The organism is Streptomyces sp. NPDC104202 (genome assembly GCF_055584185.1).
This window is the reverse complement of sequence record NZ_JBVJMN010000041.1, coordinates 1-22,294: the sequence shown is the minus strand read 5'-3', so window position 1 is coordinate 22,294 and position 22,294 is coordinate 1. Positions and strand designations below refer to the sequence as shown.

Below are 22,294 nucleotides of genomic sequence, written 5' to 3'. Positions count from 1 at the left end.
TCGTCGCCTCGACCGCGATAGCCGTCGTATCCCTTCTGCTCTACTCCGCCCCGGACTCGTGAGGACACCCCGATGACCGCCCTGCCCCGCCGCGAACCGATGAAGACCTGGAAGGACATCGCGGAGCGTGCTCCGGCGCAGTCCGACTTCGACGCCTTCGCCGGCTCCGGCGTGGACGACCCGTTCTCGGCCACTAGGCTGCGGCTCGTCCGTGACGCGGTCGAGACCATCCCGGACGAGCCGGTCACGTAGCCGGCCCCATGACGCGCCCCCGGCCTCGTGCTGGGCCCGATGCCCGAGACGGAGCACCGGGCCGGGGGCGGGAAGACAATCTGTCTTCCCCTCCGATCGCCGCGACCGCCCGCAGACCCGCACTACGCGGGCGTTGAGCGCGGCCCCGCCCCGGTACGGCCGCCGCTCGTCACGGTTCTGGCGGCCGTATCGGGAGCTCCCCCCACCCCGCCCCCCGGCCGTGCCGGGGCAACCCCACCGCCCTCCACGGAGGCGCGGCCCGGGGGCGGGCCCCAAACTTCCCGGCCGGGCGCGGTCAAGCAGCCGCGCTTCCACTCGAATCCGATCGATGTGGTCCCCCTACTCTGCGCGGCACGGCAGCCGCGCCCGGCCGGGGGGCACAGAGGAAAACCACCACTGGAAGGCAGCTTGCTCATGAACGTAGCTCTGCCCGCGCCCGAGACCCTCGTCGGGACCGTCCTGGACATCCACGGCGCGTGGATGGCCGACCCGGAGATGATTGCCGTCCTCAAGGGCTGCGGCATGTACTCCGACGACTGGACGGACTTCTACGGCGGCCCGCTCATCCCCGAGTACAACGTGGACCGCGACGCGAAGCCGCTCCTGGGCGACGCGCTCAAGGTCATGGCGATCAAGTCGGCCGTGCACGAGAAGACCGGCAGCGAGGCCCTGGCCGAGATCCCGGTGCCCGTGCCCGTCGACGTCGTCACGCACGCGCTGTGCGCGCAGTTCACGGCCCTGTCGCGGGTCCAGAAGCGCACCGGCCGGCTGTTCATCCACTCGACCGTGCAGGAGAACACCAACAACCTGCCGTGGCGGCACGGCGACTTCACGCACCAGGTCTACCGGGCCGCGTTCGGCCCGGTGAACGAGCGGTACTGGTTCGACGGTGACGAGACCGAGCGGCGCCGCAAGATCCTCGACGCCAAGTACGAGTCGATCGGCGTCACGAGGCGCGGGATGGCCACCACCATCTCCTTCTAGGCGCGGCCGGCTCCGGCTCAAGCTGCAGGGGCTCCGGCGGCGGCGCGATCCGGTCAGGTTCCTCGCGGATCTTGTCCGGGTGCACGCAGGCCGGAGTCCCGTCCGCCGTGTAGCGGTTGCCGTCCTCCTGGTTGAAAGGCGCCTCCCGCGTAGGCCGGTCGTAGATGACGAACTGGTCGCGCGGGAGGCGCTTGGACGGGCAGATACCGCAGACCGGGCGGTTCGGGTCGTAGTCGGAGATAAAGGGGCCGTCGCTCATGCGGTGAGCGTAGCGGCGAAATCACGGTGAGTACGCCGGAGTTGAGGGAGATCAGCCGATGGGGATCAACGAGAGGACCAGGCGGTGACGGGCGTCCTGGCGCTGAGCACGCACCGCGTCTCGAACCAGCGCGTGACGGCCGCCGCCTACCGGGCCGCGCAGACCGCCGACCCATGGGTCGACACCGCCCCGGCGCACTGCGCAGGCCGCGCGCACCAGCTGATCGCCCCGGTGCTGCACGCCCACGGGCACCTGCAGGTGGCGACGAAGGCCGGGTTCTTCTCCGAGCGGGCCTGCCGCGCCGCGCTGACGTGCGGGGTGATCGACCAGCAGGAGGCCGCGTTCGGGCACGCGATGAACCCGCGGTTCCTGCGCTGGCAGGTCGAGCGGGCCTGCCGGGGCCTGCGCCGCGAACGGATCGACATGCTGTTCCTGCACGAGCCGGACCGCAGCGGCCGCGAGGGCCTGGAGGAGCGGCTGCTCGACGCGTTCAAGGTGCTGGAGCAGCAGGTACGGGCCGGGCGGATCGCCGCGTACGGCGTCGTGACGCGCCTGGGCTTCACCGACAACCGGTTCACGGTGCGGCTCCTCGACGAGCTCGCAACGAAGGCCGGAGGCCCGGCGCACCACCTTCGGGCACTGCAGATCCCGGTCAGCGTGGAGGCCGGCGGCACGATGAGCGAGGCCCTGGAGGGGCGTGGGCCGGTCGCCGAGGCGATGGCGCTGGGGTGGGAGGTGCACGCCTCGAAGCCGCTGTACCCGGCCGAGCTGCTGCGCACGATGCGGCCGGAGGTCGCGGACCTGCTCGTGCCGGGCGGGAACGTGACCGAGGCGTGCCTGCGGGCGGTCGCCTCGACGCCGGGCATCACCAGGGTGCTGCTGGCCACCGCGAACGGGGTGCGCTGGCAGGAGGCGCGGGCGTACCTCGACCTGCCGCCCATCGACGTGGACTCGATCAGGAAGGCGCTCCATGTACTCGCCCCCCGCTGACGCATCGAAGCGCGACCGCCTGGTGGACGTGCACAAGGAGGTCGGGCTCGCGCTCGGTGTGGTGCCGTCCGGCGCCCGCCGGTGGGGCTGGCATGGGCGGACGCTGTCGATGCGGGTCGAGCACCCCGAGCGCGGTGCGTGCTGGCTGCGCGTCATCGAGGAGACGCCGGAGCGGGCCGGGACGACGCGGCACTGGTTCGGCACGGAGCTGACCGTGCGCCGCTTCCGGAACGTGCGCAGGCCGGGCGTGGTCGCGATCCACGACATCCGGCGCGAGCCGTGGGCGTACCGGGCGGAGCTGACGACGTTCGTCGACGAGCCGGTGCTGTCGACGACGCCGCAGCTCACCGAGGATCTGTACCTGCCGTCGCAGTGGTGGGTGCAGGCGCGGACGAACCTGTACTACATCAGCCAGGAGCACACCGACCGGGTCTCGGTGCCGAAGTCGTGGATCGATCGGATCGTGCCGGAGGTGACCGGGTATCCGGCGCCGCACGTGACGCACTGGGCGTGCGCGCACGGCGATTTCCACCCGGCGAACGTGACTACGGGCGGGACGGTCCTGGACTGGGAGAGCTGGGGCATGGCGCCGTACGGGTGGGATGCCGCCCTGTTCTACGCGTACGCGCAGACGGCGCCGGCCACCGCGGCCACCGTGCGGCGGGAGCTGTCGGCGTTCCTGGACCACGAGGCCGGGCAGGCGGCGATCCTCGTCGCGTGCGCGCTGCTGCTGCAGTCCGTCGAGCAGGGTGACTTCGTCGAGCTCGGGCCGTATCTGCGGCAGCTGGCGCAGCACGCGGCGGCGGAGATCGCGGAGGCCAGCCGGCATCGGCTGCGCGGGGAGCGGGCGGCCGAGCGGCGCGGGTTACCCATGGGCTAGCCGTTCGGGTGGACGTCGTCGCGCGGCGATGAGTTGGCGCGGCGCTGGCGGTCTGCCTCTCCGGCTTGGTGGGCAGGGTTCGGCCGATGCCGGCTGAGGGGCGCGTGCAGGCCAGCGCGCGCCCCCCTACGATCGGTCGATGCCCTGTCCACCTTGTGAGGGCACGCGAGCGGGACGGTCCGGGTTGGCAGGCCGCCGCCGACCGCACGTGTGCTGCAGCGGGCCTGGTCCGCACGTTCCCCCGAGCGCACGGGGGCGTGCAGGACCGGGCCCGCTCTGCTGTCCGGGGCGGCTACGCTCCGTGGGTATGGGACGTGAGAAGCGAGGAAAGCCGCACAAGCCGAAGTCGGAGTCTGGGACTTGGGCTGATGACACGGAGGTCGCGGAGGGGAATCCGGATCTGTGGATCGTGTCGACGCGGATGCGGCAGGGCGATGACGACGAGAAGACAACTTGTCTTCTGACGTGGGGCGGCCTGGAGTGGTACGCGCCGGGCGACGACGTGATGACGACCGCCGGGGACCTGCAGACGTGCGCGGCGTACGCCGGCGTGATCCAAGAGCTGATGCGGGTCGGCCTGGACGGGCACATGGTGACGCAGATGCTTGAGCAGATGCTGTACTCGGCGTTCAAGGGCAGGCAGCCGGTGATGGGCGGGATGCTCGGCAAGGAGACGACGATCGGGTGCATCCCCGCGGCCTCGTCGGCGCGGAAGGTCGGCGTGGTGATGCTCAAGCGCGGCTCGATGACGGGCAGCGTGTCGATCGCCGGGGCGCAGGAGATGGCGAAGAACTGGATGCACGTCGGTGCGGGGTGTGAGCACGACGAGCTGACGGCGGAGGCCCTGCGGGACGTGCTGGGCGCCGAGGGTGACGACCGGCTGAACAGCTTCTTCGGGTACCTGATGGCGCTGCGGAGCGTGGACGCGTCCGACAAGGCGGAGTTCCGGAAGATCGAGGGTGCGCGGCTGCGGATGGAGATGGGTCTGCCTCCCGCCCCGGAGCCGAGTGCGGGAGGCTGACACCCCCGGAGCGGCGGATGCTGGCCGGCCTGCCGGGTGTGCGCCCCCGGGCTGGTTGTGCCTGCTCCGCCGGTTCTCCCTGGTGAGAACCCCTCCAGTCCAGTGGATCACCGGTGGCGGGCCGGGCGCGTCCGCCGTTTGTGTGACGCGCTCCACGGTCCATTCACCCTTCCAAACTAGTTCTCAGGGTGTCTGAAAGTTAGACTGAAACCATGAACAACGACATCGACCTCCAGTTCGTCACCCCCACCAACTACCTCAACCCCTCCTCCGTTCTCACGGAACTCCTCCTGGGGGGCCTCCCCAAGGACGGCGGCCTCGGCATCAAGGTCCTCGGGATCGAGGAGGTCTTCCGGCACGAGGGCGGGGACTGCGGCCCCCTCATGAAGATCACCCTGGGCGGCGAGCGGTGGCAGGGCAGGACCTCCACCGTGTTCCTCCACATCGAACCGGCCGGCGAGCCGATCCCCGAGTACCTCCAGTTCTGACCCACCCGGGCCCCGGCCACCAGGCCGGGGCCCTCCCCTTACTCACCAGAAGGAGCACGATGAGCGAGCGCAGCGAACCGCGGACCCTCACGGCCGAGGACGTCGGCGAGGAGCGGTGGAACACGTTCGGGAAGGTGTGCTGGACGCAGGCCGGGCCCAACGAGTGGACGGAGGCGGACAAGGCGGCCGCGTGGACGGTGCGCGGCGAGCTGTACGAGGTCGAGGGCTTCCTGTACGACGTGCAGGGCTTCGACTCGACGCGGATCGTCGCGGGCGGCGAGAAGGCGACGGACGGGTACTGGGCGCCGTACCGGCTGCCGCGCAGCCACTTCTTCGTGCGCGAAGTGAGCCGGGGCGCCGACCACGTCAACGACGGCGAGAGCGTGGCGACGAAGGCGAAGGCGAAGGTCCTGGCGCGGAAGGAAGCGCTGCGCCGCAGGAAGGCGGCGGAGGCGTGGCAGCGGCACCCGGCGACGATCGGGCCGGTGCCGTTCTCGCCGGAGATCGAGGTGCGGGAGCTGGAGCCCGGGTACTGGGAGCTGAGTGCGTTCGGCCGTCGGTGGCGGCGCTGGAACCCGGACCGGCAGATGAAGGGCCTGGAGTACCCGGCGGGCGCGGAGCGCAACGAGCCGGACGAGGCGCCGTGGGGGCAGCTGCACTGCAACTCGGGGTGGGACTACTCGAACTGGCTGCAGCGCGGTCACGCGTTCGCGGCGATGCTGAGCCGGAAGACAATTCGTCTTCTGGGGACGATGCCCGAGGACACGGACTGCGCGCTGTGCGAGCCGGGGTCGGCGTGGGGCAAGCACAAGCAGAAGAAGGCCCGGGTGTCGGTGGCCGGGTGGGAGTCGCGGTTCTCGGAGACGCTGTGCATGGGGCACTTGAAGGGGTACCTGCTGCCGTGGCGTCTGGAGCACCTGGCGTACCAGGTGGTGCCGGGGTCGCACCTGGCGTGGAAGGAGCGTCTGGAGGAGTGGACGTGGCAGGCGGCGGTGGCGAAGCAGGAGCAGCGCAGCCACGTCGATCTGCAGACGCGGTGGATGGCGTTCCTGCGGGACTCGCGGGACAAGAAGCGGGCAGTGGAGCTCGCGGAGAAGAAGAAGGCGGCGGCGGCCGCTCCGGCGCCGATCGGGGGCGGGGTGGAGCTGGCGCGGGACAACAAGACGGTGTCGTACCGGGGCCGGCGGTTCCGGGTGGTGCGGGACGGGGCGATGTGGGCGGCGCGGGACGGGCGGACGGTGGTGTGTGACTACCTGCCGAAGGCGGCGTTCGCGCGGGCGGTGGCGGCGTTCGTGGACAACGCGGAGGCGCAGCAGGGGTTGTTCGAGGTCGCGGCCGTGTGATCCGCCCCACAGTTCATTCACCCGTTCAAACTAGCTAGGGGTGGGCTTGTTGGCTAGAGTGAAGATGTCAACAAGCACCACCCCTCAAGTGAAGAGAGCGCAGCGACATGGAGCGATTCGTGCGAGCCGAAGGCAACGGCGGCGTCACCCCGTTCTGGGTGAAGGCCCTCCTGGACGACTTCAACCCGGCGACGACGTTGCTGGTCAACCCGAACGGCCGGTTCGAGATCGGGTTCGTCGGGTCTCCCTCGGCCGTCGAGATCGTCGACGGCGAGGACCGGCCGACCGGGCTGATCGACGACCTGTGGATCCCGGGCCAGGACTCGGCGGTCATCTCCCAGGCGGAGGTGGTCGAGCTGGTCGGCCAGGACGCCTGGACGCCCATCGGGCTCAAGGACGAGGCGATGGCGAAGGTCCTCGCGGAGGCGAACGCGCGGCTGGCGAAGAAGGCCGGCCTGTAGGAGCAGGGCCCGAGCCCGTCCCGGAAGGGGGCGGGCCTTCGGGCGTTGAGACGCCCCAACGAACGAGGAAGGAGCAGGCGTTGAGGATCAACCGGAGGAAGAGGGCCTGGCCCATGTTCCTGCCCGAGCACGGCGCGGTGCGCCGGTCGGGTGCGTGGCTGCGGGACCTGACGGGCGGGCGGACCCTGTTCGCCCAGCAGCACCCGCGGATCGTGACCGAGCAGCCGGGCGAGTTCGCCTTCTTCGTGGAGGTGACGTTCGTCGGGGCGGATGGCCGGCCGCACGTCGCGAAGGTGGCGCACGGCCAGGCGGAGGAGCTGGCGGCCGACCTGGTGGCGGCCGTGGCGGCGTCGCGGAAGGCCGAGAAGGACAGCAACGAGCGGATGATCGTGAAGGAGCAGCAGGGATGAAGGCGAAGAGGCGCAAGGCGATTGTGGCGGCGTTCGAGGCGCACACGGCGCACCGGGTGGCGGCGCAGCAGGCCGGGCGGGAGTGGCTGATGGCGGCGATGCCCGAGCTGCGGCTCGGGGAGTTCGGCGGCCTCAGCTTCAAGAGCCGGGCGCTGGGGAGCTGGTATCTGTGGATGTGCGACGACGGGACGCGGGTGAACATCGAGGCGGCCGACCTGCCGGGCCCGCTGTGGGGGCGGTTCTTGCAGGTGGCGGCCGACCGGCTCTGGTTCCAGGAGTCGTGGCCGGGCGGGGTGTCGCAGTGGCAGAACGCGCCGGAGGGCGAGCACATGGCGGAGGCGTCGCACCGGTCGGAGTTCGCCGACTGGCTGCAGGTGGAAGAGGACGGGTCGGCGTCGAAGCTGGAGATGCGAGGCGCGGACGTGAAGAAGGTCGTGGGCGGGCTGATCGAGATGCGCCGGGTTGTGTGATCCGCTCCACGATCCATTCACCCGTTCAAACTAGCTTTCAAGGGTGTTGAAAGTTAGAGTTAAAGAGTCAACACGACACGGCAACCCCCAAGGAGAGAGCCCGAGATGACCGAGAAGATCCCCGCGTTCGTCATCGCCGATCACCTGGTGATGCGCGCCCTGGACACCGCGATGGAGGGCGGGCACTTCCCGGGCGGCCAGTTCGCCGAGCCCGACCGCACCGAGTTCCCCGAGGCCCCGCTCTGCGAGGACGTCGCGGCCGGCATCCAGCGCGTGTTCGCCCTGGAGACCGAGGACGGCGGCGTCCGGTACGTGCGGATGACGCTGCAGGACATCTGATCGACCCGGCGGGCCCCACCGGGGGCCCGCCGGCCCCACAAGGACAGCCACCCCACCGCAGAACAGAGGGAGCGAGCACGTGAACGTCAAACCGATCGGCAGCATGGTCGTCGTCATGCACGAGGGCGAACGCAAGCTGGCGCGCGTCATCAGGAAGTACACCGTCGAGGAGATCTGGCGCTCGGAGGACCGGGTCACGGTCGTCACCACGGACGGTGTGATCATGCGCCGGCCCGAGACCGAGTGCGCGGTCGCGTCCGACCAGCGGGTCCACACGCCGGAGCTGATGGCCAGGGCGGGGGCGTACCTGTGCCAGCACGACTGGTACCCGCACCTGGACGAGGGCACCGCGGACCTGATGGCGTCGGTGTTCCTCGACCTGTGGTGCCACGACTCGGCGGAAGAGGCCAAGTCGATGATGGTGACCGCGCTCCTGCGGGACACGCTCCTGTGCCGGGCCCTGGCCGAGCACCGCACGTACCAGCCGAGCTCGAACCTGATCTGACGGAGCAGGCCGGGGGCCGGAAGACAACTTGTCTTCCGGCCCCTGGCCGGAGAGGAGTGCGCGTGCAGGTTGTAGGCGAGATACCCGTCGACTGGTCGGGGCCGGCCCTCGTCCTCACTGAGGAGGAAGAGGAGCGGATCTGGCGCCAGGTGAACCGGGCGTGGCTGGACGAGCCGGTGTACTGCTACCTCGTCAGCCAGCGGGGCGGGCCCCGGTGGAAGCGGGTGCTGTGGAAGGTGACCCGGGAGGAGGCGATGCGGCTGTGCTCGGACTCCCGGACGAGTGGACCCGGATGGATGGTGGTCTGGACGGCGAACCCGGGAACCCAGAAGGACGACGACTGGCGGTGGTTCCCGGACAACGGGTCGATGGACCACGTGCTGAGGGAGTTCAAGATCCAGCCCATCACGGGCCGGGCAGGGAAGAGGGCGGCGGCATGAAGCGGACGTTGTACGGCCAGGTCTTCGGTGACCGGAAGGACTGGTGGGAGTTCCACGCGGAGCAGGAGTGCGCGGACCTCGGCGCCGCGCAGCCGGACGGCGGCTGGAAGGTGACGCTGCAGCCGTGGACGGAGGAGCTGGAGCGGGTGCGGCGGGAGGCGGCGAACCTGGCGGAGACGACCGAGGTGGTGCTCTGCTACTGCCTGGGCGGTGACCGGCGGCCGGTGGCGGCCGCGCCCGCGCACGAGCCCGAGTGGTAGAGCGGGTGGGTCGACTGGGAGCGGATCTGTGTGATCCGCTCCACGGTCAATTCACCCGTTCAAACTAGATGGGTAGCGCGATGTTGGCTAGACTGAAAGCACAAGATCACGCACCAACCACCCACCCTGAACCGAGGAGTTCGACATGGCCAGCGCCAAGACCCCCACCATCGCCATCGCCCGCGCGCTCAAGGCGCTCGGCCTCAAGCAGGGCTCCGGCAAGGACTTCAAGGTCGAGGGCGAGTACAGGGGCAAGGGCAAGAACAAGGAGCGGATCGGCACGTACGTGCTGCTCCTCAGCCGGGAGGCCGAGGCGGTCGTCGTCGAGCACGCGGACGCCATCGAGGAGGCCAGCGCGGCCGAGGGCTTCTCCTTCCGCGTGAGCATCTCGTACGGCATGTTCCCGAGCGACCCGACCCGGCCGTACCCGTCGGTGCGCAACTACGGCTCGCGCGTGCGGGACGAGGCCCCCGTGGTCGTCGTCGAGGGCCCGGCGACCGCCGAGGAAGCCGCTGCGGCCGACGCCGACGAGAAGGTGACCGTGGCGGCCGCCGAGGCCGAGGCGCAGGAGACGGTGAAGGCGTACATGGCCGGCAAGGTGCACGACTACTTCGTGAAGAACGGGCTGCCGACCGGGGACGGCGAGCTGCAGGTGGCGGCCCGCGCGGCGGTCCAGGGCGGCGAGGAGCAGGTCTGGACGGGCGGCCGGTCGGTGTGGGTGTCCGGGCCGAAGGCGGTCCTGGTGGAGGTCGCCCGTCACCTGTACGAGCTGGCCGAGCTGGTCTCGACGGGCGTGGTCACCGCGGCCGCCGCCGGTGGCAACGCGAAGGTGATCGAGAAGGCGGCGATCCGCTTCGCGACGGCCCAGGCGTGAGCCGGTGGCCGTGGGGCGGGTCGTGTGACCCGCCCCACGGTCTATTCACCCTCTCAAACTAGCTAGGGGGTGGGTTGAAAGTTAGACTGAATGTAGAAAGTTCAGCCACCCACCACCGAGGAGCCTGCGATGACCGCCGAGACCGCCACCCCCGCCACCGACGAGCTCGCCGCCCCCGCCGAGGGCGCGGAGATGCCGAAGACGTACATGTCGGGGAGGCTGTTCGACCACCTGATGGAGCGGGACGCGATGGTGTCCCCGGCGGAGGCCGACAAGGCGGCCCGGGTCGCCCTGGAGGGCGCCAAGATGCAGGTGTGGAAGGGCGGCAGCTCGGCGTGGATCCAGGCATGGCCGGAGGTGCTGCACTACATCGCGTGCTACCTCGACGGCCTGGCGATCTCGATGGGGGACGGCATCTTCACGGCGGCCGAGGTCGGCTGCTCCCGGAAGGCGGTCGAGAAGGCGGCGGACCGGTTCGCGAAGGCGGCCGAGTAGGCGGCCCCCGGGCCCGGCCGGCTACCGGCCGGGCCCCGGCGGCCACGCGGCCGCCTCCGGGGCGTTCGGCGCGTCCGACTCCCCTACCCCCCGCGCGGGCTCACGGGCCGTCACAGGCGGCCCCACGGGCCCATTCACCGTGTGGTGTACATCACGGCTATTCACCCCGTTAAACTAGCTAGGGGTGCGCCTGAAAGCTAGACTGAATACAGAAAGTTCAACCACCCCCCTCCACAAGGAGCAAGAAGATGACGATCGGCCTGAACATCGACACCGCGCGCGACGGCAAGAAGCTGGGCGTCTTCCTCGTGAAGAACTCGGGCCGCGTGGAGGAGGCGCTGTACGAGCTGGCGGACGCGCTGACGGATGAGCTGGGCGAGTGCGCGGCGTACGAGCTGGTGGCCGGCGCGACGCGCGAGATCCCGGAGGGCTGGATGCCGCGCGAGCGTGCGTCCCTGGTGAGGCGCGTGCGCGGTGACATGCGCGAGCTGGTCGGCCTGTCGCGTGACCCCTGGGCGGCGCAGGCGAGCGCGCAGTTCGCGCGGATGCTGCAGGAGGCGCCGGCGGCGATGGCGCCGATGATCAAGAGGGCGCTGTCGTCCATGTGATGCGCAACATAGCCCATTCACCCCGTTAAACTAGCTAGGGGTAGGGCTGAAAGCTAGACTGAATACAGAAAGTTCGACCACCCCCCTTCGAGCGAGGAGCCTGCGATGGACGCCCTGATGAGCCTGATGATCGACCGCGAGATGGACTACAAGATGGAGTACGAGCGCACGGGCGGACGGGGCTCGGAGGACTACCGCGAGAAGGAGATCCACGGGCGGCACGTGCTCGCCGAGCTCAAGGGCATCGCGGCCGGCCAGCCGGGCGTGGAGGTCGAGCAGGTCAACCGCGGCATCATCCGGGTGGTGGCCGGGCCGGAGACGATCACGTTCGTGGCGCGGCTGCTGCGGCCGCTGGTCGGCGAGCGGGTGACGGCCTGGTGCGAGGAGTGCCAGGAGTCGCACTACGGCACGGTGGCCGAGGTGGACGGCGAGGCGGAGACGTACCGGATGGAGACGATCGAGGGTCCGGGCGACGTCCACGCGGGGCCGTGGACGGACATCATCGCGATCGACGCGGCGCCCGCCGAGTGAGGCCCGGCCGTGGAGCGGGTCTGTGTGATCCGCTCCACGGCTAATTCACCCGTTCAAACTAGTCCACAGCGGGTATGTGGAATAGACTGGATGTACAAGGACAAGCCACCACCCACCAGCCGAGGAGCACGAGTTGAGCACGTACGCCATGCCCGTCCTGGAGATCGACGCCGACCAGCTGTTCGCCGCCACGGTGACGGTGATGACGCCGCAGGACACGGTGGTCTGCAGTGAGTCGATCGTGACCGGCCAGGACATCCGGGACCGCCTCGCGCGGGTCTCGGGGCGGCCCGGGTTCATGGAGCCCGCACAGATGGGGCTGACGGTCTTCCTGGCCTTCGAGGGTCACAACGGGCTGACGGTCATCTGGACGTACACGGCGGTGCCTGCGCTGCCCGCCGTCTGAGCGAAAGCCCCGGCCCGGCCCGTGAGGGTCCGGGCCTTGAGGGCGTGGGAAGACAAACTGTCTTCCGCCGAGAGGAGTTGAGGGTGAGCACGGTCATCGACAACGGGCAGGTGGCGGGCAGCGTCCCGGCCGGCGACCAGAGGTTGTACTACGTGTGGAGGCGGCGGTCGGACGGGTACGCGGGTGCGTCCCGGATGGAGATGGAGCGGGAGTTCTTCGAGCCGCTGCACGCCACCGCGGACTGGGATGAGGCGCGGGCCTGGGTGCTGGTCGAGCGGTACGGCTTCAAGGTCGACGAGGCGGTGGAGTACGAGGTGACGGTCACGCAGTGGCCGGAGGGCTCGGCGGTCGAGACGGGCCGGGCGGTGCGGATGGTGCCGGGCGCGCAGGTGCGGGCGGAGATCCGGGACTGCTTCCGGTACGGGCCGTACGACGGCGCCGGGTACAACGACGCGGGGGTGATCACGCTGACCGGTCGGACGGAGCGGGAGGGGCAGGTGGCCGAGTTCGCCTCGGTGGTGTTCGTCCCGAAGGCCGGCTGATCCGGTGAGCGACTGTGAGGCGGGCCCGTTGTGTGGCCCGCCTCACAGTTCATTCACCCTTTCAAACTAGTCACGAGGAGTGTTGAACGCTAGACTGGATACAGAAAGTTACCCGCCAACCACCCCGCGAGGAGCGAGAGATGACCGTCACCACCGAGAAGAAGCTGACGCCCGAGGAGATCGCGCGGCAGTCCTGGGACATCCTCGCGACCCCCGTGCACGCCGAGGACGCGGACGCCGTCTGCGAGAACTGCGGGTACGGGCTCGTCGAGCTGCCCCGTCCGATCCGGCTGCAGGTGACGGTCGCCGGCATCGGTGGCGGCTACCTGCAGACCGAGTTCATGGACTTCGCCCACTGGGCGGACGACGAGGAGCGCGTCGAGGACGAGCGCGAGGAGGGCTGGACGCCGTGCCAGGCCCCGCGACCCAAGGAGTGCGACGGGCTCGCGGCCACCGGGTGCGGCAACCACGTCCAGCTCGGCGAGGACTACTGCGGCCCCTGCCTGGTGGCCGAGTGGGGTGAGTGATCAACACCACGGCGGGAATCACCCGCTCAAATTAGCTTGTTGGCCCGATACGGGCTAGAATGGGAGGTAAGGACCGTGACCTGTACCGAGGAGAGACCCCCGATGCCACCGACGATCACGAGGTACTACCTCGACCGCACGCAGCTCGCCGAGCTCGCCGGCCTGGCCGACTCCAAGTCCGTCCGGCAGATGGAGAACGCCGGGCGGCTGCTCAGCCCTGACGTCATCGTCGGGGACGAGGACTCCGCTGGCAAGGTGTCCGCCGGATGGGACCGGGACCGGGCGGTGAAGTTCTTCCAGGAGACCGGACGTCTCGACGAGAACGGCCGCCCCGTCGTCGGCCACAAGCCCGGGGCGCTGACCCCAGAGCAGCAGGCCAAGGAGACCGAGTTCATGGCCAAGTGGACGTCGGTGCCGAAGCGGTACCTGGGCGGGCGGCAGATCATGCAGAAGCTCGCGATCTCCAACGCGTACTTCCACGACCGGCGGGTGGCCGGGAAGTTCCCTCAGCCCGACGTCGTCATCGGCAAGGCGCCGACGAAGACCGTCGACGGCAAGGAGGTCCCCACGACGCAGAGCCGCCGTGGCGTCGTCCACGGCTGGGACTCCCTCCGCATGGACCGGTTCGCCCAGCAGGAGGCGGCCACCCGGTCCGCATGACGTCCGGGAGACAACTTGTCTCCCGGCGAACCACAAGCGGGGCCCTGCGGCGCACAACGGCCTGGTAACCGACGCCACAGGACCCCTTGCACCCAGAACCCCCCTCACGGGGAGTTCGAGGCTTACAGGAGCGTACAGCGCATGACACAAGGCGATCTCGCCATGGCCTCCTCGCGCGACGAGAAGAGGCAGTTCCGGGCCCGGCAGCTCGGCCGGTACGACGGCCCGACGGCTCTGACGGAGATGGTCCAGCTCGCGGCCATCCTCGGCCGCTCCCGGGGCGGCGCCATCCCCGGGGAGTATTTCCACAACCCCGACGGTGTGGTGGCGACCATGCTCGCGGCCCGCGCCCTGGACATCCCGCTGTGGACGGCCCTGCACGAGCTCTACACGTTCAAGGGCCAGGTCGGGAAGAAGGCCATCCTGATCCGGGGCATCTGGCTGCGGGAGGGCGTCGACTACGAGTTCGACGCCACCGACACCGAGTGCACCGGCTGGATCAAGCGGCCGTGGGACGGCAAGCAGATCAGCGGCGAGTACACGATCATGGACGCCCAGCGCCTCGGCCTGATCGAGCGGAACGCCGAGTGGGAGAAGCAGCCGAAGCCGATGCTGCGGGCCCGCTGGACGACGATGATGGCGTCGATGTGGACGCCGAACATGGTCCTCGGCATGTCCCTGGACGAGACGTCCGGCGAGGCCGACGACTCGGGCTGGACCACCGGCAACGAGATCGGGCCCGAGGTGCTGCGTGTCCTCGAAGAGGCCGGCCTCGCCGTGCAGAAGGGCCACGGCGTCGAGGGCATCCGCCACGTGTGGGAGTCGAACCTCGTGCTCCTGGACGCGTGGGCCGGTGAGGGCGAGACGGTCCGGCAGGTCCTCATGAAGATGCTCACCAACGAGGCCGCGAAGGGCTTGCCGGAGGAGGGCAAGCAGCACGCCGGCGACGCGGTCCGCAAGGCGGTCGAGGACGCACCGCGGATCGTGAAGGGCGAAGCCGTGGTGAAGTCCGAGGAGAAGCACGGCCAGGAGGAGAAGCAGCCGGGCGCCCCGGCGGCGGCCGCCGCCCCCGAGGCCGGAGAACCGACCGGCGGCGAGGGCATGTGGGGGCCGGAGGAGGCCGCGCTGATGACGGGGCGCCGGATCGTGGCGAAGGCGGCCGAACCGCGGCCTGCGCCGGAGCCGGTGCCGCTCGTGTCGGCGGGCGGCACCATGCCGTGCGGCTGCAGCCTGGAGGCGTTCACCAGCACGGGCCAGCACCGGCCCGGCTGCATCCTGGGAGGCTGACGTGAGCGCCGAGACGTACGACGACGTGGACGCGGTCGGGGCCGCCATCGACCAAGGGGTGATCGACGCCTACCGGCTGATCACCGCCGAGGCGCAGGCGGCCCGCACGGACCTGTTCGGGCTGTCGATGTCCGGGCTCGGCGGCTGCCGCAAGCAGTCGGCGTACCGGGCGGCCGGTGTCCGGCCGTCGGACCCGGACTTGGTCCAGGGCGAGAACCGGGCGGCGAACCACGGCACCGCGATCCACAAGGTGCTGCTCCCGGCGCTGGCCCGGGTGCTGCCCGGCGGCGGCCGCCATGAGGTGCCGGTGCTCCTGGCGGACGGCTCGACGTCGGGCATCCCGGGGACGTTGGACCTGCTGTGGCGCGACGTCATCGTGGACTTGAAGACGGTCGGGGAGCACAAGCTCGACCGGGTTCTCGGCCGGGGCGAGACGTTCGAGGACCGGATGCAGGTCGGCGGGTACGCGCTTGCGCACGGCGCCCGTTGGGTGGTGTGGCTGTACGTCGACCGGGCCACCGGGGCGTCGGGGCGGATCGTCGAGGAGTTCGACGCCGGCTTCCGCGCGGAGGTCCTGCAGCGGGTGTGGGAGATCCAGCGGCTCGCCGAGCAGCCGGACCACGCCCCTCGGGACGAGATGGGGCCGGGGCTGTCGTACGCGTGCGACGACTGCCCGTGGCTGCGGCGGTGCTGGGGCCGGGACGCGCGGACGGGCGAGCCCGGCGCGCAGGCCCGGATAGCCCGGCGGGTCCGGGAAGTTGAACACGCTCTGGAGCAGTACGTAGCCCATAGGGATGAGGAATCCCGGCACAAGAAATGGAAAGCGTTCTGGCTGCAGGTCGCGACCGGCGGTAATCGAAAGCCAGGGCGTTACGGAAAGTGGCGGTTCTCCCGGGCGAAATCGAGTTACGGCCTCGATCAGAATGCCGTCCGAGAGGACTACGCCAATCGGGGCGAGGTCCCGCCTCAGAAGGAACAGGCAGGTCGCGTGTATGTGCGGCGGGTGAAGTAGTGCGTCACCGGGGCCGGCCGTCTGCCGTTGGGGTGGGTGGGCCGGTCCCCGGGAACGACGATCATACTGCCGTTACTGGTACGTGAGTTCGGTCGAAAGATGCCCGGCACAGGTGCTACTTGACGCTAGGATCATGACGGCGTGAATTCATGCACAAGCTGTGGATCATGCCTGGGGAAAAGCGAGAAGCTCCCGTTATGGCGTTGGCAGCGCCCTGGGAGCTTCGCGATTTGCGGACCGCTGAGACGTGCGATCCACGTGCAGTCTGACGACCGCTGGCGCGGCAGGAGCATTTGGGCAATTTGCCCTGTCGCACCGCGCTTTGACCTGTGGAGTTGAGAGAAACCGGCGAGCTCATGGAGCGAGCCGGACAGCAATGCCGCGAGCGCCTGAGAGACGCGAGCGGCTTCCAACCCGCGAGGGTTCCGGTTGGCACCGGGGCCCTCGCACAACAACCGGCTTGGCAGCCGAGGATGGAGCTTTGTCGACAATCTTCACTTATGGGCTGCTCGGTGGTGTTAGGTGTGTGGCTGGCAGGCCGTATCCCTTGCCATTGAGCGCTGCGCACAGCGTAGCGGATTGCTCCGACAGTGCGGGCTGCGATGTCCGTATTGCCCCGTAAGTGACTTTGTCGACATTCGCGTCCTCCGCTCCCGCTGCCGGGAGAAAGAGAACGGAAGATGAGCAAAGCGGACGGCCTGAGGAACGACGGCCGGACCCCCGAGGGTGCGATGGGCGTGGGGTGCCCCCCGGCCGGCGAGATGCCCGGCACGGTGCTCCTGGTGATTGCCCGGACCGCGAACCCCGACAGTGCGGCGATCAGTGCACGAGCGCTGCCGCTCGATGTGCGGGCTGGATTCGCGGAGCTGCTGCGGATGCCTTCTGGCACCACGAGCTCGCACGCGATCCGTGATGGTCTTGGGCTGACCGACTACCGGTTCAGGAAGCTGCGCCGCTCTCTGGCGGGTAGCGGCTACCTCCTGCACCACTCGGCTCCGGTCGCAGGAGGTTGGCAGCACCTCTACGCCGTGACCGACATGGCAGGAACGCTACCGGCGCTGGACGTCCTCATGGACGCGGCACGCCGTGTCCGCGAGGGAATTTCGGACGAGACCGACCAGCCGGTCACGATGGGACATCCCGGGACGTCGATCGTCAACACCGGGACGCAGCGGGCAGAGCAGGACGAGGCGGGGCAGTCCGGGACGTCGGAGATCGACGGGCGCCTGCCTGGCCAGGGAGACGGCCGTCGAGGATCGACGTCCGTTGTGACCTGCGGAAACGATCAGGATGTCCGGACAAGTGGGGACGTTGAAGATCGACGCGCAACCGGTGCCTGTTCCCCGCGTGGACGCGAAGCGGCCACGCCGGGGGTAGTCCCGCCTGCCCGCGCCGTCGGCTACGACGCGCGGGCGGGCGAGGCGGGACCGGTTGAACCGGTTGCGGTCGAACCGGCGAAGAAGAAGCGGCAACCGGCGTCAGTCGTGGGCTCGATGGAAGCTCTGGAGCGCCTGGCGGCGCTGCCCGAGCGGGAGCGCCCGGCGAACGCCGGTCCGCTGTGGGTGTCCAACCGCGGCTGCCTCGCGCTCGCGCGGCTGCAGGACCAGGACGTCGTGGACGCGGGCCTGAGGCTCCTCGGCGAGCTGGAGTACCCGTTCTGGTTCGCGCCGAAGGTGTGGGCCCTGATCGAGTCCGGCTGGTCCGGTGACCGGCTGCACACCCTTCTCGCCGCCGGCCTGGACAGCGCCCGCAACGTGTGGGCCGTGGTCGAGAAGCGCCTGAGTGCCGCTGTGCCGGACGTTCCCGGCGGCCTGCCGGTAGACGACCCCGCCCGGCCCGCGACGCCGCCTGTGGGCGCCCAGATCGACGCGGCGGCCCAGTCCTGGACCGGGGAGAGCGACCCGGGCCCGGAGTACGCGCCGTGGGACCGTCCGAGGTCGGTGTGGTGGGAGAAGTCCAACCCGGGCGCGCCTGCCTTCGAGCTGACCCGGCGTGAGATGGAGTCCGTCGACCCCGGGGAGGCGTCGAACGGCAACGACCACATGGCGTCGGCGATGGCGTCGATCCGGGCGTGCCTCCCGGCGATGACGGACGCGGGCAAGCGGCGCAGGGTCGTCACGCACCGCCGGTCCTGACCTGCGGATGAAGGGGGGAGACCCGGGACACACGCCCCGGGTCTCCCCCGCCGTACCCGTTTGAACTAGGCTGGAAAGCGGGTGTGAAAGAGGAGGAGAATCGTGGCCAAGGCCAAAGGGAAGATCGCGACGAGGGCCCGGCTCGACCGGCTGCACGCGCTCGACCAGGCGGGCATCCTGACGTTCGTGCGCTCGGAGCCGTCCGACGGGATCAACGGCCCGAAGTTCGTCATCGAGGTCGGCGGCAAGGAGATCGAGCTGCGCGGCGGCGAGGTCGAGACGTTCACCGACGGCCTCGTCCTCGGCTCCGGCCGTGCGGCGGACGTCGACTTCGAGCGGCCGTTCCCCGCCGCCGGATAGCGGGCGCGGGCACGGGGAGGGTGCGATGAGCGAGTGCGAGACCTGCGGAGCCTTATCCGAGCAGATCGAGGCCGAGGGGCAGGACGAGGAGTCCGTCGACTCCTGGAAGAACGTGCTGGCTCTGCATATGGGGCTGTCGCACGGCGAGCGGGCCACGGTGGTCCTGCCGAAGCGGGCGGCCGGGTGAGTGCGGGCAGGTGCGAGGAGTGCGCGCAGATGCGGGACCGGCTCGCCGGCGTCCGGGCCGAGCAGGCACGGCAGCCCGAGGGGCTGCGGGCCGGGTACGACCGGACCGTGGCCGCGTGGGAGCGGGCCATCGAGCGGCACTGGGACGCGGTCCACGCGTAGGCGCGGCAGTTGGTGAGGGGCCGGGAGACAACTTGTCTCCCGGCCCCTCGTCGTTGGGCGTGAGCGTTCTCGAGAGATTCACCCGTTCAAATTAGACGGTAAGGGTTATGACTGCTAGACTGAAATGGCAAGGACAAGCCACCACCGACCCTTGGAGGGACAGTGAAGCGAGCGAAGATGCGGCGCGAGCCGATCGAGGCGTACGCGGAGCTGATGGAACTGCTGGGCGACGTCGCCGGCCCCCGGCCGTGGACGCGGGCCGACCTGTACATCGACCGTGCGAGCGGGATGCGCGAGGTCATCGTCTATGTCGACGGGCAGGGAGTCCCGTGCGACCTGATCGGCTTCGAGAGCGGCATGAAGTCGTGGGGCGAGCGTGACGGTTCGGACGGCGAGGCCGTCATCGGCGCGGCGCGCGTGCTCGCGGCCGTCGCGGACGGCATCGTACGGATGGCGACGTGGGAGACCGGGACGCAGGTCTTCCACCTGCCGCTCGCGCGCGAGGCGTACGAGCCGCTGATGGGCGTCGGCATCGCCGCCCCGAGCGAGCGCCTGCGGGCGATGCGGGAGCTGATGGGCGCGTGACCTGGGGCTGTGGAGCGGGTCTGTGTGACCTGCTCCACAGCCCATTCACCCCTTCAAACTAGCTTTCAAGGCCGTTCAAAGTTAGACTTAAAGTAGAACAACACGCCAACAACCCACCAGGGAGACCGAGATGAGCACCATGACCGCCGAGATCGCGATCAGCCTCGTCCAGCGCCAGGCCACGCAGGCCCGCACCGAGTTCGAGGCCGCCGCTGAGGCCATCGTCAAGGCGATGGTCGAGCGCCGGCGCCTGGAGCCCGAGATGCAGGAGCGCATCGCGTTCCTCCAGGAGCTCCACGGCCAGTGGGAGAAGGTCGCGATCGTGGTCGACCAGCGCCGCAAGAAGACGCCCGAGATGACCGAGCGCGACGTGTGGCTCGGCGCGCTCTCCTCGCGGATCCAGCGGATCGAAGAAGACTTCCTGGAGTACGGCGAGACGTCGTCGACGAGCCAGCACAAGAACGCCAACGCCTTCCAGGAGCGCGAGGCGCAGCGCCGCGTCCGCAAGTCCATGATCCTCGCCCGCGAGGCGTTCGAGAGCGTCCCGCAGACGGCCGAGTAGCAGCCGCCCCGAGGCCCGCCCACGTGGCGGGTCTTGAGGCGGTAGGAGGCCCGAACGGGCCCCGACGGAAGGACACCCCTTGAACGACGCCACCCTGCAGCGCATCGCGGAGACGAAGTTCGAGTACGACCCGCAGTCGGTCGACTCGATGGTCAGCGCGGCCCGGCAGCTGCGCGACGCGTACCGCACGGACAGCTTCCCGTACCTGGGCACCCCGTGGAACACCGACGGCGGCGCCGAGCGCGCCACCTCGATCACCCGCGAGTACGGGATCAAGGCCCTCGGGATGGTCGTTGACCTGGCCGACGTCCCCGGCGAGCCGACCCCGGCCGGCCTGCCGACGCCGGACGTCGCCGCCCGCTGCCTCGGCGGCAGCTACCTCGGCTACGCCTACCCGTGGTTCTCGGCGCGTGACCACCTGCTCCACCACTACGACATCACCGACGGCGAGACGACGATCCTGCTGCAGTGGATGGTCACCGCGGGCTACCTGTACAAGGCGGGGTTCGACGTGACGAACGGGCGGGTGGTGGAGCTCAAGCGCGGCCGCGACCTGTACGACGACGTGGTCGCCGAGCAGGAGGTGTACGTCGGCGAGCAGTACGAGCTGACCCGCCAGGGCGGGCACCGGGCGCGGGGCGCGGGCGGCCGGCAGTCCGTCCTCGTGCACCCCGACACCATCGACCAGGTCCTCGGGAAGATCGAGAAGTGACGGAAGACAACTTGTCTTCGAACAGGGAAGGAAGGGACAGGAGTTGAGCGAGACGACGACCGAGACGCAGCGGGAGGTGCCCGTCGAGAAGACGGGCGAGACGCTGCTCACCGTCGGGCTGCCGGACATGGTGCGGGTCGACGAGCTGATGAAGGGCGACGTGTTCGAGGTCCCCGGGGCGAACGGGCTGACGCTGCAGTTCGCGAGCTACGAGCCGTACGCGAAGGTGATCGGGTGGGTGCTCGTCACCTTCGTGGAGCCGGAGGAGATCCCCATGCTGATGAAGCTGGAGGAGCCGGTCATCCCGAGGAGGCTGCTGCGCAGGTGGCCGGGCGTGCCCTGCATGCTGTGCGGTGAACGGGGGGACGTGCAGCACGACATGGCCGTGCACGGGCGGCTCCTCAAGCGTGTCTGCGGGCGCTGCACCGGCTGACCAATCCACCCTGCCAAACTAGCTCGGGGGGTGTCTGTGGACTAGAATGAAGGTACAAGGACACCCCCCCGGTCAACCCAGCGAGAGGACCATGGACGACAACCAGAAGCCCAAGGAACGGGCCAGTCAGCTACGCCGCGCGCTGCGCAACCGGTACCAGAACGTCATCTTCCGGGTGACGAGCGTCAACGCGGGCACCGACTACGGCGGCGTCACCATCAGGTGGGTCGACGGCCCCACCCGCGACGAGGTCGACACCTTCGCCAAGCCGTATGGCGACCGGGCGCTGCGGTACGGCGGCATCAGCTGCGAGCGAGACCTGAGCACGCCGATCCGCGAAGAGGTCAACAAGATCTGGACCGAGGCGAACGCGCCGGGGCCGGGGAAGAAGATCTACCCGGGCTCGGGCGGCGGCCTGCACGCCGAGTGGGAGCACGAGGGCTTCACCGTCCCCGAGGCGTCCAGCTGGATGCAGCAGGTCTGGCTCGCCGACCACATCATCCTGCCCGTCAGTGGCCAGGGCATCGCCATGAACACCCCCACCGAGAAGGAGCCCGAGCCCGTGCACGAGAAGAACGAACCGCGGCCGCCGCTGCGCCTGCTGCCCGGCGAGGCCAAGGCGTCCCCCGGCGTGCAGCGCAAGGAGACGGCCGCCGGCCTCCTGCGGATGATGGCCGAGCACATCGAGGCGATGCCGTACGCGATGTGGGAGCCGCCCGCCCGGCCGTCCGACGAGCCGACCAAGGCCGAGGCCCTGGCCACGCAGCAGCAGGTCGGGAACCTCCTGGCCGGTGCTTTGATCGCCGAGCTGTCCGGCCTGGTGACCGCCGTCCACCACACGCACGCGATGCCGTCGAAGGCGGACGCCGCCAGCGACCTGGTGAAGCTGTCCATCGACCGGATCGTGTCCGGCGCGAACCCGGTCGTGCGGGCCGTCGCGAAGATCCATGAGGGACCGAAGGGACCGAACTGACCGAGCGTGACAATCCGGCCCCGGGGACCCTCGCGGGCTGACACGATGCGGAGCGGGGGGGGGGGGGGGGGGGGGGGGGGGGGGGAGGGGCCGAGCCACGAGGAAGGAGGAGAAAAGAAAAACAAAAGATAGACGCCCCACA

Annotated in this window: 34 protein-coding genes; 33 read left to right on the top strand and 1 reads right to left on the bottom strand. The window is 69.8% G+C overall.

Going from position 1 to position 22,294, the window contains the following annotated elements; genetic code table 11:
- The first annotated feature begins 72 nt into the window (after positions 1-72).
- Positions 73-252, top strand: a complete 180-nt coding sequence (locus tag ACZ60W_RS24430; RefSeq protein WP_469757491.1) for a hypothetical protein — start codon at positions 73-75, stop codon at positions 250-252.
- A gap of 414 nt (positions 253-666) precedes the next feature.
- Entirely contained in the window at positions 667-1,236 is a 570-nt protein-coding gene (locus tag ACZ60W_RS24425) for a hypothetical protein (RefSeq protein WP_469757490.1), read from the top strand.
- Here the strand turns inward: ACZ60W_RS24425 and ACZ60W_RS24420 are convergent.
- Positions 1,199-1,495 (bottom strand): hypothetical protein, encoded by a 297-nt coding sequence (locus ACZ60W_RS24420; RefSeq protein ID WP_469757489.1) that lies wholly within the window; start codon positions 1,493-1,495, stop codon positions 1,199-1,201. The two genes, ACZ60W_RS24425 and ACZ60W_RS24420, sit on opposite strands and share 38 nt — an antisense overlap.
- Before the next feature lie 84 nt (positions 1,496-1,579).
- On the opposite strand from ACZ60W_RS24420, the gene ACZ60W_RS24415 reads away from it, so the two are divergent.
- The 31 genes from ACZ60W_RS24415 (at position 1,580) to ACZ60W_RS24265 (ending at position 22,152) form a co-directional block, all read left to right on the top strand.
- The gene (locus tag ACZ60W_RS24415; protein WP_469757488.1) at positions 1,580-2,485 is read left to right on the top strand and encodes an aldo/keto reductase; all 906 of its coding nucleotides are present in this window, start codon (positions 1,580-1,582) and stop codon (positions 2,483-2,485) included.
- Positions 2,466-3,365, top strand: a complete 900-nt coding sequence (locus tag ACZ60W_RS24410; RefSeq protein ID WP_469757487.1) for a phosphotransferase — start codon at positions 2,466-2,468, stop codon at positions 3,363-3,365. The genes ACZ60W_RS24415 and ACZ60W_RS24410 overlap by 20 nt, the downstream gene beginning before the upstream one ends.
- A 421-nt stretch (positions 3,366-3,786) precedes the next feature.
- Complete coding sequence (locus ACZ60W_RS24405; protein ID WP_469757486.1) at positions 3,787-4,386, top strand: hypothetical protein; 600 nt, start codon at positions 3,787-3,789, stop codon at positions 4,384-4,386.
- 212 nt (positions 4,387-4,598) lie between these two features.
- Positions 4,599-4,874, top strand: coding sequence for a hypothetical protein (locus ACZ60W_RS24400; protein ID WP_469757485.1), 276 nt, complete (start codon positions 4,599-4,601; stop codon positions 4,872-4,874).
- A 59-nt stretch (positions 4,875-4,933) separates the two neighbouring features.
- The gene (locus tag ACZ60W_RS24395; protein ID WP_469757484.1) at positions 4,934-6,217 is read left to right on the top strand and encodes a hypothetical protein; all 1,284 of its coding nucleotides are present in this window, start codon (positions 4,934-4,936) and stop codon (positions 6,215-6,217) included.
- Positions 6,218-6,336: 119 nt separating this feature from the next.
- The gene (locus ACZ60W_RS24390) at positions 6,337-6,678 is read left to right on the top strand and encodes a hypothetical protein (RefSeq protein ID WP_469757483.1); all 342 of its coding nucleotides are present in this window, start codon (positions 6,337-6,339) and stop codon (positions 6,676-6,678) included.
- Positions 6,679-6,758: 80 nt separating this feature from the next.
- Positions 6,759-7,088 carry a hypothetical protein gene (locus ACZ60W_RS24385; protein WP_469757482.1) on the top strand — a complete coding sequence of 110 codons (330 nt, stop codon included), beginning with the start codon at positions 6,759-6,761 and terminating at the stop codon, positions 7,086-7,088.
- On the top strand, positions 7,085-7,558 hold the full coding sequence (locus tag ACZ60W_RS24380; protein ID WP_469757481.1) for a hypothetical protein: 474 nt from the start codon (positions 7,085-7,087) through the stop codon (positions 7,556-7,558). The genes ACZ60W_RS24385 and ACZ60W_RS24380 overlap by 4 nt, the downstream gene beginning before the upstream one ends.
- 105 nt (positions 7,559-7,663) lie before the next feature.
- Entirely contained in the window at positions 7,664-7,897 is a 234-nt protein-coding gene (locus tag ACZ60W_RS24375; protein ID WP_469757480.1) for a hypothetical protein, read from the top strand.
- Positions 7,898-7,976: 79 nt separating this feature from the next.
- A complete protein-coding gene (locus ACZ60W_RS24370; RefSeq protein WP_469757479.1) occupies positions 7,977-8,402 on the top strand; it encodes a hypothetical protein in 426 nt (141 codons plus the stop codon).
- A 62-nt stretch (positions 8,403-8,464) separates the two neighbouring features.
- A complete protein-coding gene (locus tag ACZ60W_RS24365; RefSeq protein WP_469757478.1) occupies positions 8,465-8,842 on the top strand; it encodes a hypothetical protein in 378 nt (125 codons plus the stop codon).
- A complete protein-coding gene (locus ACZ60W_RS24360) occupies positions 8,839-9,102 on the top strand; it encodes a hypothetical protein (protein WP_469757477.1) in 264 nt (87 codons plus the stop codon). The genes ACZ60W_RS24365 and ACZ60W_RS24360 overlap by 4 nt, the downstream gene beginning before the upstream one ends.
- 145 nt (positions 9,103-9,247) lie before the next feature.
- Positions 9,248-9,976 (top strand): hypothetical protein, encoded by a 729-nt coding sequence (locus tag ACZ60W_RS24355; RefSeq protein ID WP_469757476.1) that lies wholly within the window; start codon positions 9,248-9,250, stop codon positions 9,974-9,976.
- A gap of 129 nt (positions 9,977-10,105) precedes the next feature.
- On the top strand, positions 10,106-10,471 hold the full coding sequence (locus tag ACZ60W_RS24350; protein ID WP_469757475.1) for a hypothetical protein: 366 nt from the start codon (positions 10,106-10,108) through the stop codon (positions 10,469-10,471).
- 248 nt (positions 10,472-10,719) lie between these two features.
- Positions 10,720-11,079, top strand: coding sequence for a hypothetical protein (locus tag ACZ60W_RS24345; protein ID WP_469757474.1), 360 nt, complete (start codon positions 10,720-10,722; stop codon positions 11,077-11,079).
- A 105-nt stretch (positions 11,080-11,184) separates the two neighbouring features.
- A complete protein-coding gene (locus tag ACZ60W_RS24340) occupies positions 11,185-11,610 on the top strand; it encodes a hypothetical protein (RefSeq protein WP_469757473.1) in 426 nt (141 codons plus the stop codon).
- Positions 11,611-11,743: 133 nt separating this feature from the next.
- Positions 11,744-12,016 carry a hypothetical protein gene (locus ACZ60W_RS24335; protein ID WP_469757472.1) on the top strand — a complete coding sequence of 91 codons (273 nt, stop codon included), beginning with the start codon at positions 11,744-11,746 and terminating at the stop codon, positions 12,014-12,016.
- Positions 12,017-12,099: 83 nt separating this feature from the next.
- Positions 12,100-12,558, top strand: a complete 459-nt coding sequence (locus ACZ60W_RS24330; RefSeq protein WP_469757471.1) for a hypothetical protein — start codon at positions 12,100-12,102, stop codon at positions 12,556-12,558.
- A 140-nt stretch (positions 12,559-12,698) separates the two neighbouring features.
- Positions 12,699-13,085, top strand: coding sequence for a hypothetical protein (locus ACZ60W_RS24325; RefSeq protein WP_469757470.1), 387 nt, complete (start codon positions 12,699-12,701; stop codon positions 13,083-13,085).
- 102 nt (positions 13,086-13,187) lie between these two features.
- Positions 13,188-13,745 carry a hypothetical protein gene (locus tag ACZ60W_RS24320; RefSeq protein WP_469757469.1) on the top strand — a complete coding sequence of 186 codons (558 nt, stop codon included), beginning with the start codon at positions 13,188-13,190 and terminating at the stop codon, positions 13,743-13,745.
- Positions 13,746-13,886: 141 nt separating this feature from the next.
- Complete coding sequence (locus ACZ60W_RS24315; protein ID WP_469757468.1) at positions 13,887-15,032, top strand: hypothetical protein; 1,146 nt, start codon at positions 13,887-13,889, stop codon at positions 15,030-15,032.
- Position 15,033: 1 nt separating this feature from the next.
- Complete coding sequence (locus tag ACZ60W_RS24310) at positions 15,034-16,044, top strand: hypothetical protein (protein WP_469757467.1); 1,011 nt, start codon at positions 15,034-15,036, stop codon at positions 16,042-16,044.
- 680 nt (positions 16,045-16,724) lie between these two features.
- A complete protein-coding gene (locus tag ACZ60W_RS24305) occupies positions 16,725-18,179 on the top strand; it encodes a hypothetical protein (RefSeq protein ID WP_469757466.1) in 1,455 nt (484 codons plus the stop codon).
- Between the two features lie 102 nt (positions 18,180-18,281).
- Positions 18,282-18,539, top strand: a complete 258-nt coding sequence (locus tag ACZ60W_RS24300; protein WP_469757465.1) for a hypothetical protein — start codon at positions 18,282-18,284, stop codon at positions 18,537-18,539.
- A gap of 25 nt (positions 18,540-18,564) precedes the next feature.
- Positions 18,565-18,726, top strand: coding sequence for a hypothetical protein (locus ACZ60W_RS24295; RefSeq protein WP_469757464.1), 162 nt, complete (start codon positions 18,565-18,567; stop codon positions 18,724-18,726).
- A gap of 29 nt (positions 18,727-18,755) precedes the next feature.
- Positions 18,756-18,887, top strand: coding sequence for a hypothetical protein (locus ACZ60W_RS24290; RefSeq protein WP_469757463.1), 132 nt, complete (start codon positions 18,756-18,758; stop codon positions 18,885-18,887).
- Between the two features lie 162 nt (positions 18,888-19,049).
- The gene (locus ACZ60W_RS24285; protein WP_469757462.1) at positions 19,050-19,472 is read left to right on the top strand and encodes a hypothetical protein; all 423 of its coding nucleotides are present in this window, start codon (positions 19,050-19,052) and stop codon (positions 19,470-19,472) included.
- A gap of 130 nt (positions 19,473-19,602) precedes the next feature.
- Entirely contained in the window at positions 19,603-20,034 is a 432-nt protein-coding gene (locus ACZ60W_RS24280; RefSeq protein WP_469757461.1) for a hypothetical protein, read from the top strand.
- Positions 20,035-20,113: 79 nt separating this feature from the next.
- Complete coding sequence (locus ACZ60W_RS24275) at positions 20,114-20,746, top strand: hypothetical protein (RefSeq protein ID WP_469757460.1); 633 nt, start codon at positions 20,114-20,116, stop codon at positions 20,744-20,746.
- A gap of 43 nt (positions 20,747-20,789) precedes the next feature.
- Positions 20,790-21,179, top strand: coding sequence for a hypothetical protein (locus tag ACZ60W_RS24270; protein ID WP_469757459.1), 390 nt, complete (start codon positions 20,790-20,792; stop codon positions 21,177-21,179).
- Between the two features lie 91 nt (positions 21,180-21,270).
- Positions 21,271-22,152 (top strand): LPD29 domain-containing protein, encoded by an 882-nt coding sequence (locus ACZ60W_RS24265; protein WP_469757458.1) that lies wholly within the window; start codon positions 21,271-21,273, stop codon positions 22,150-22,152.
- Positions 22,153-22,294: the final 142 nt, after the last annotated feature.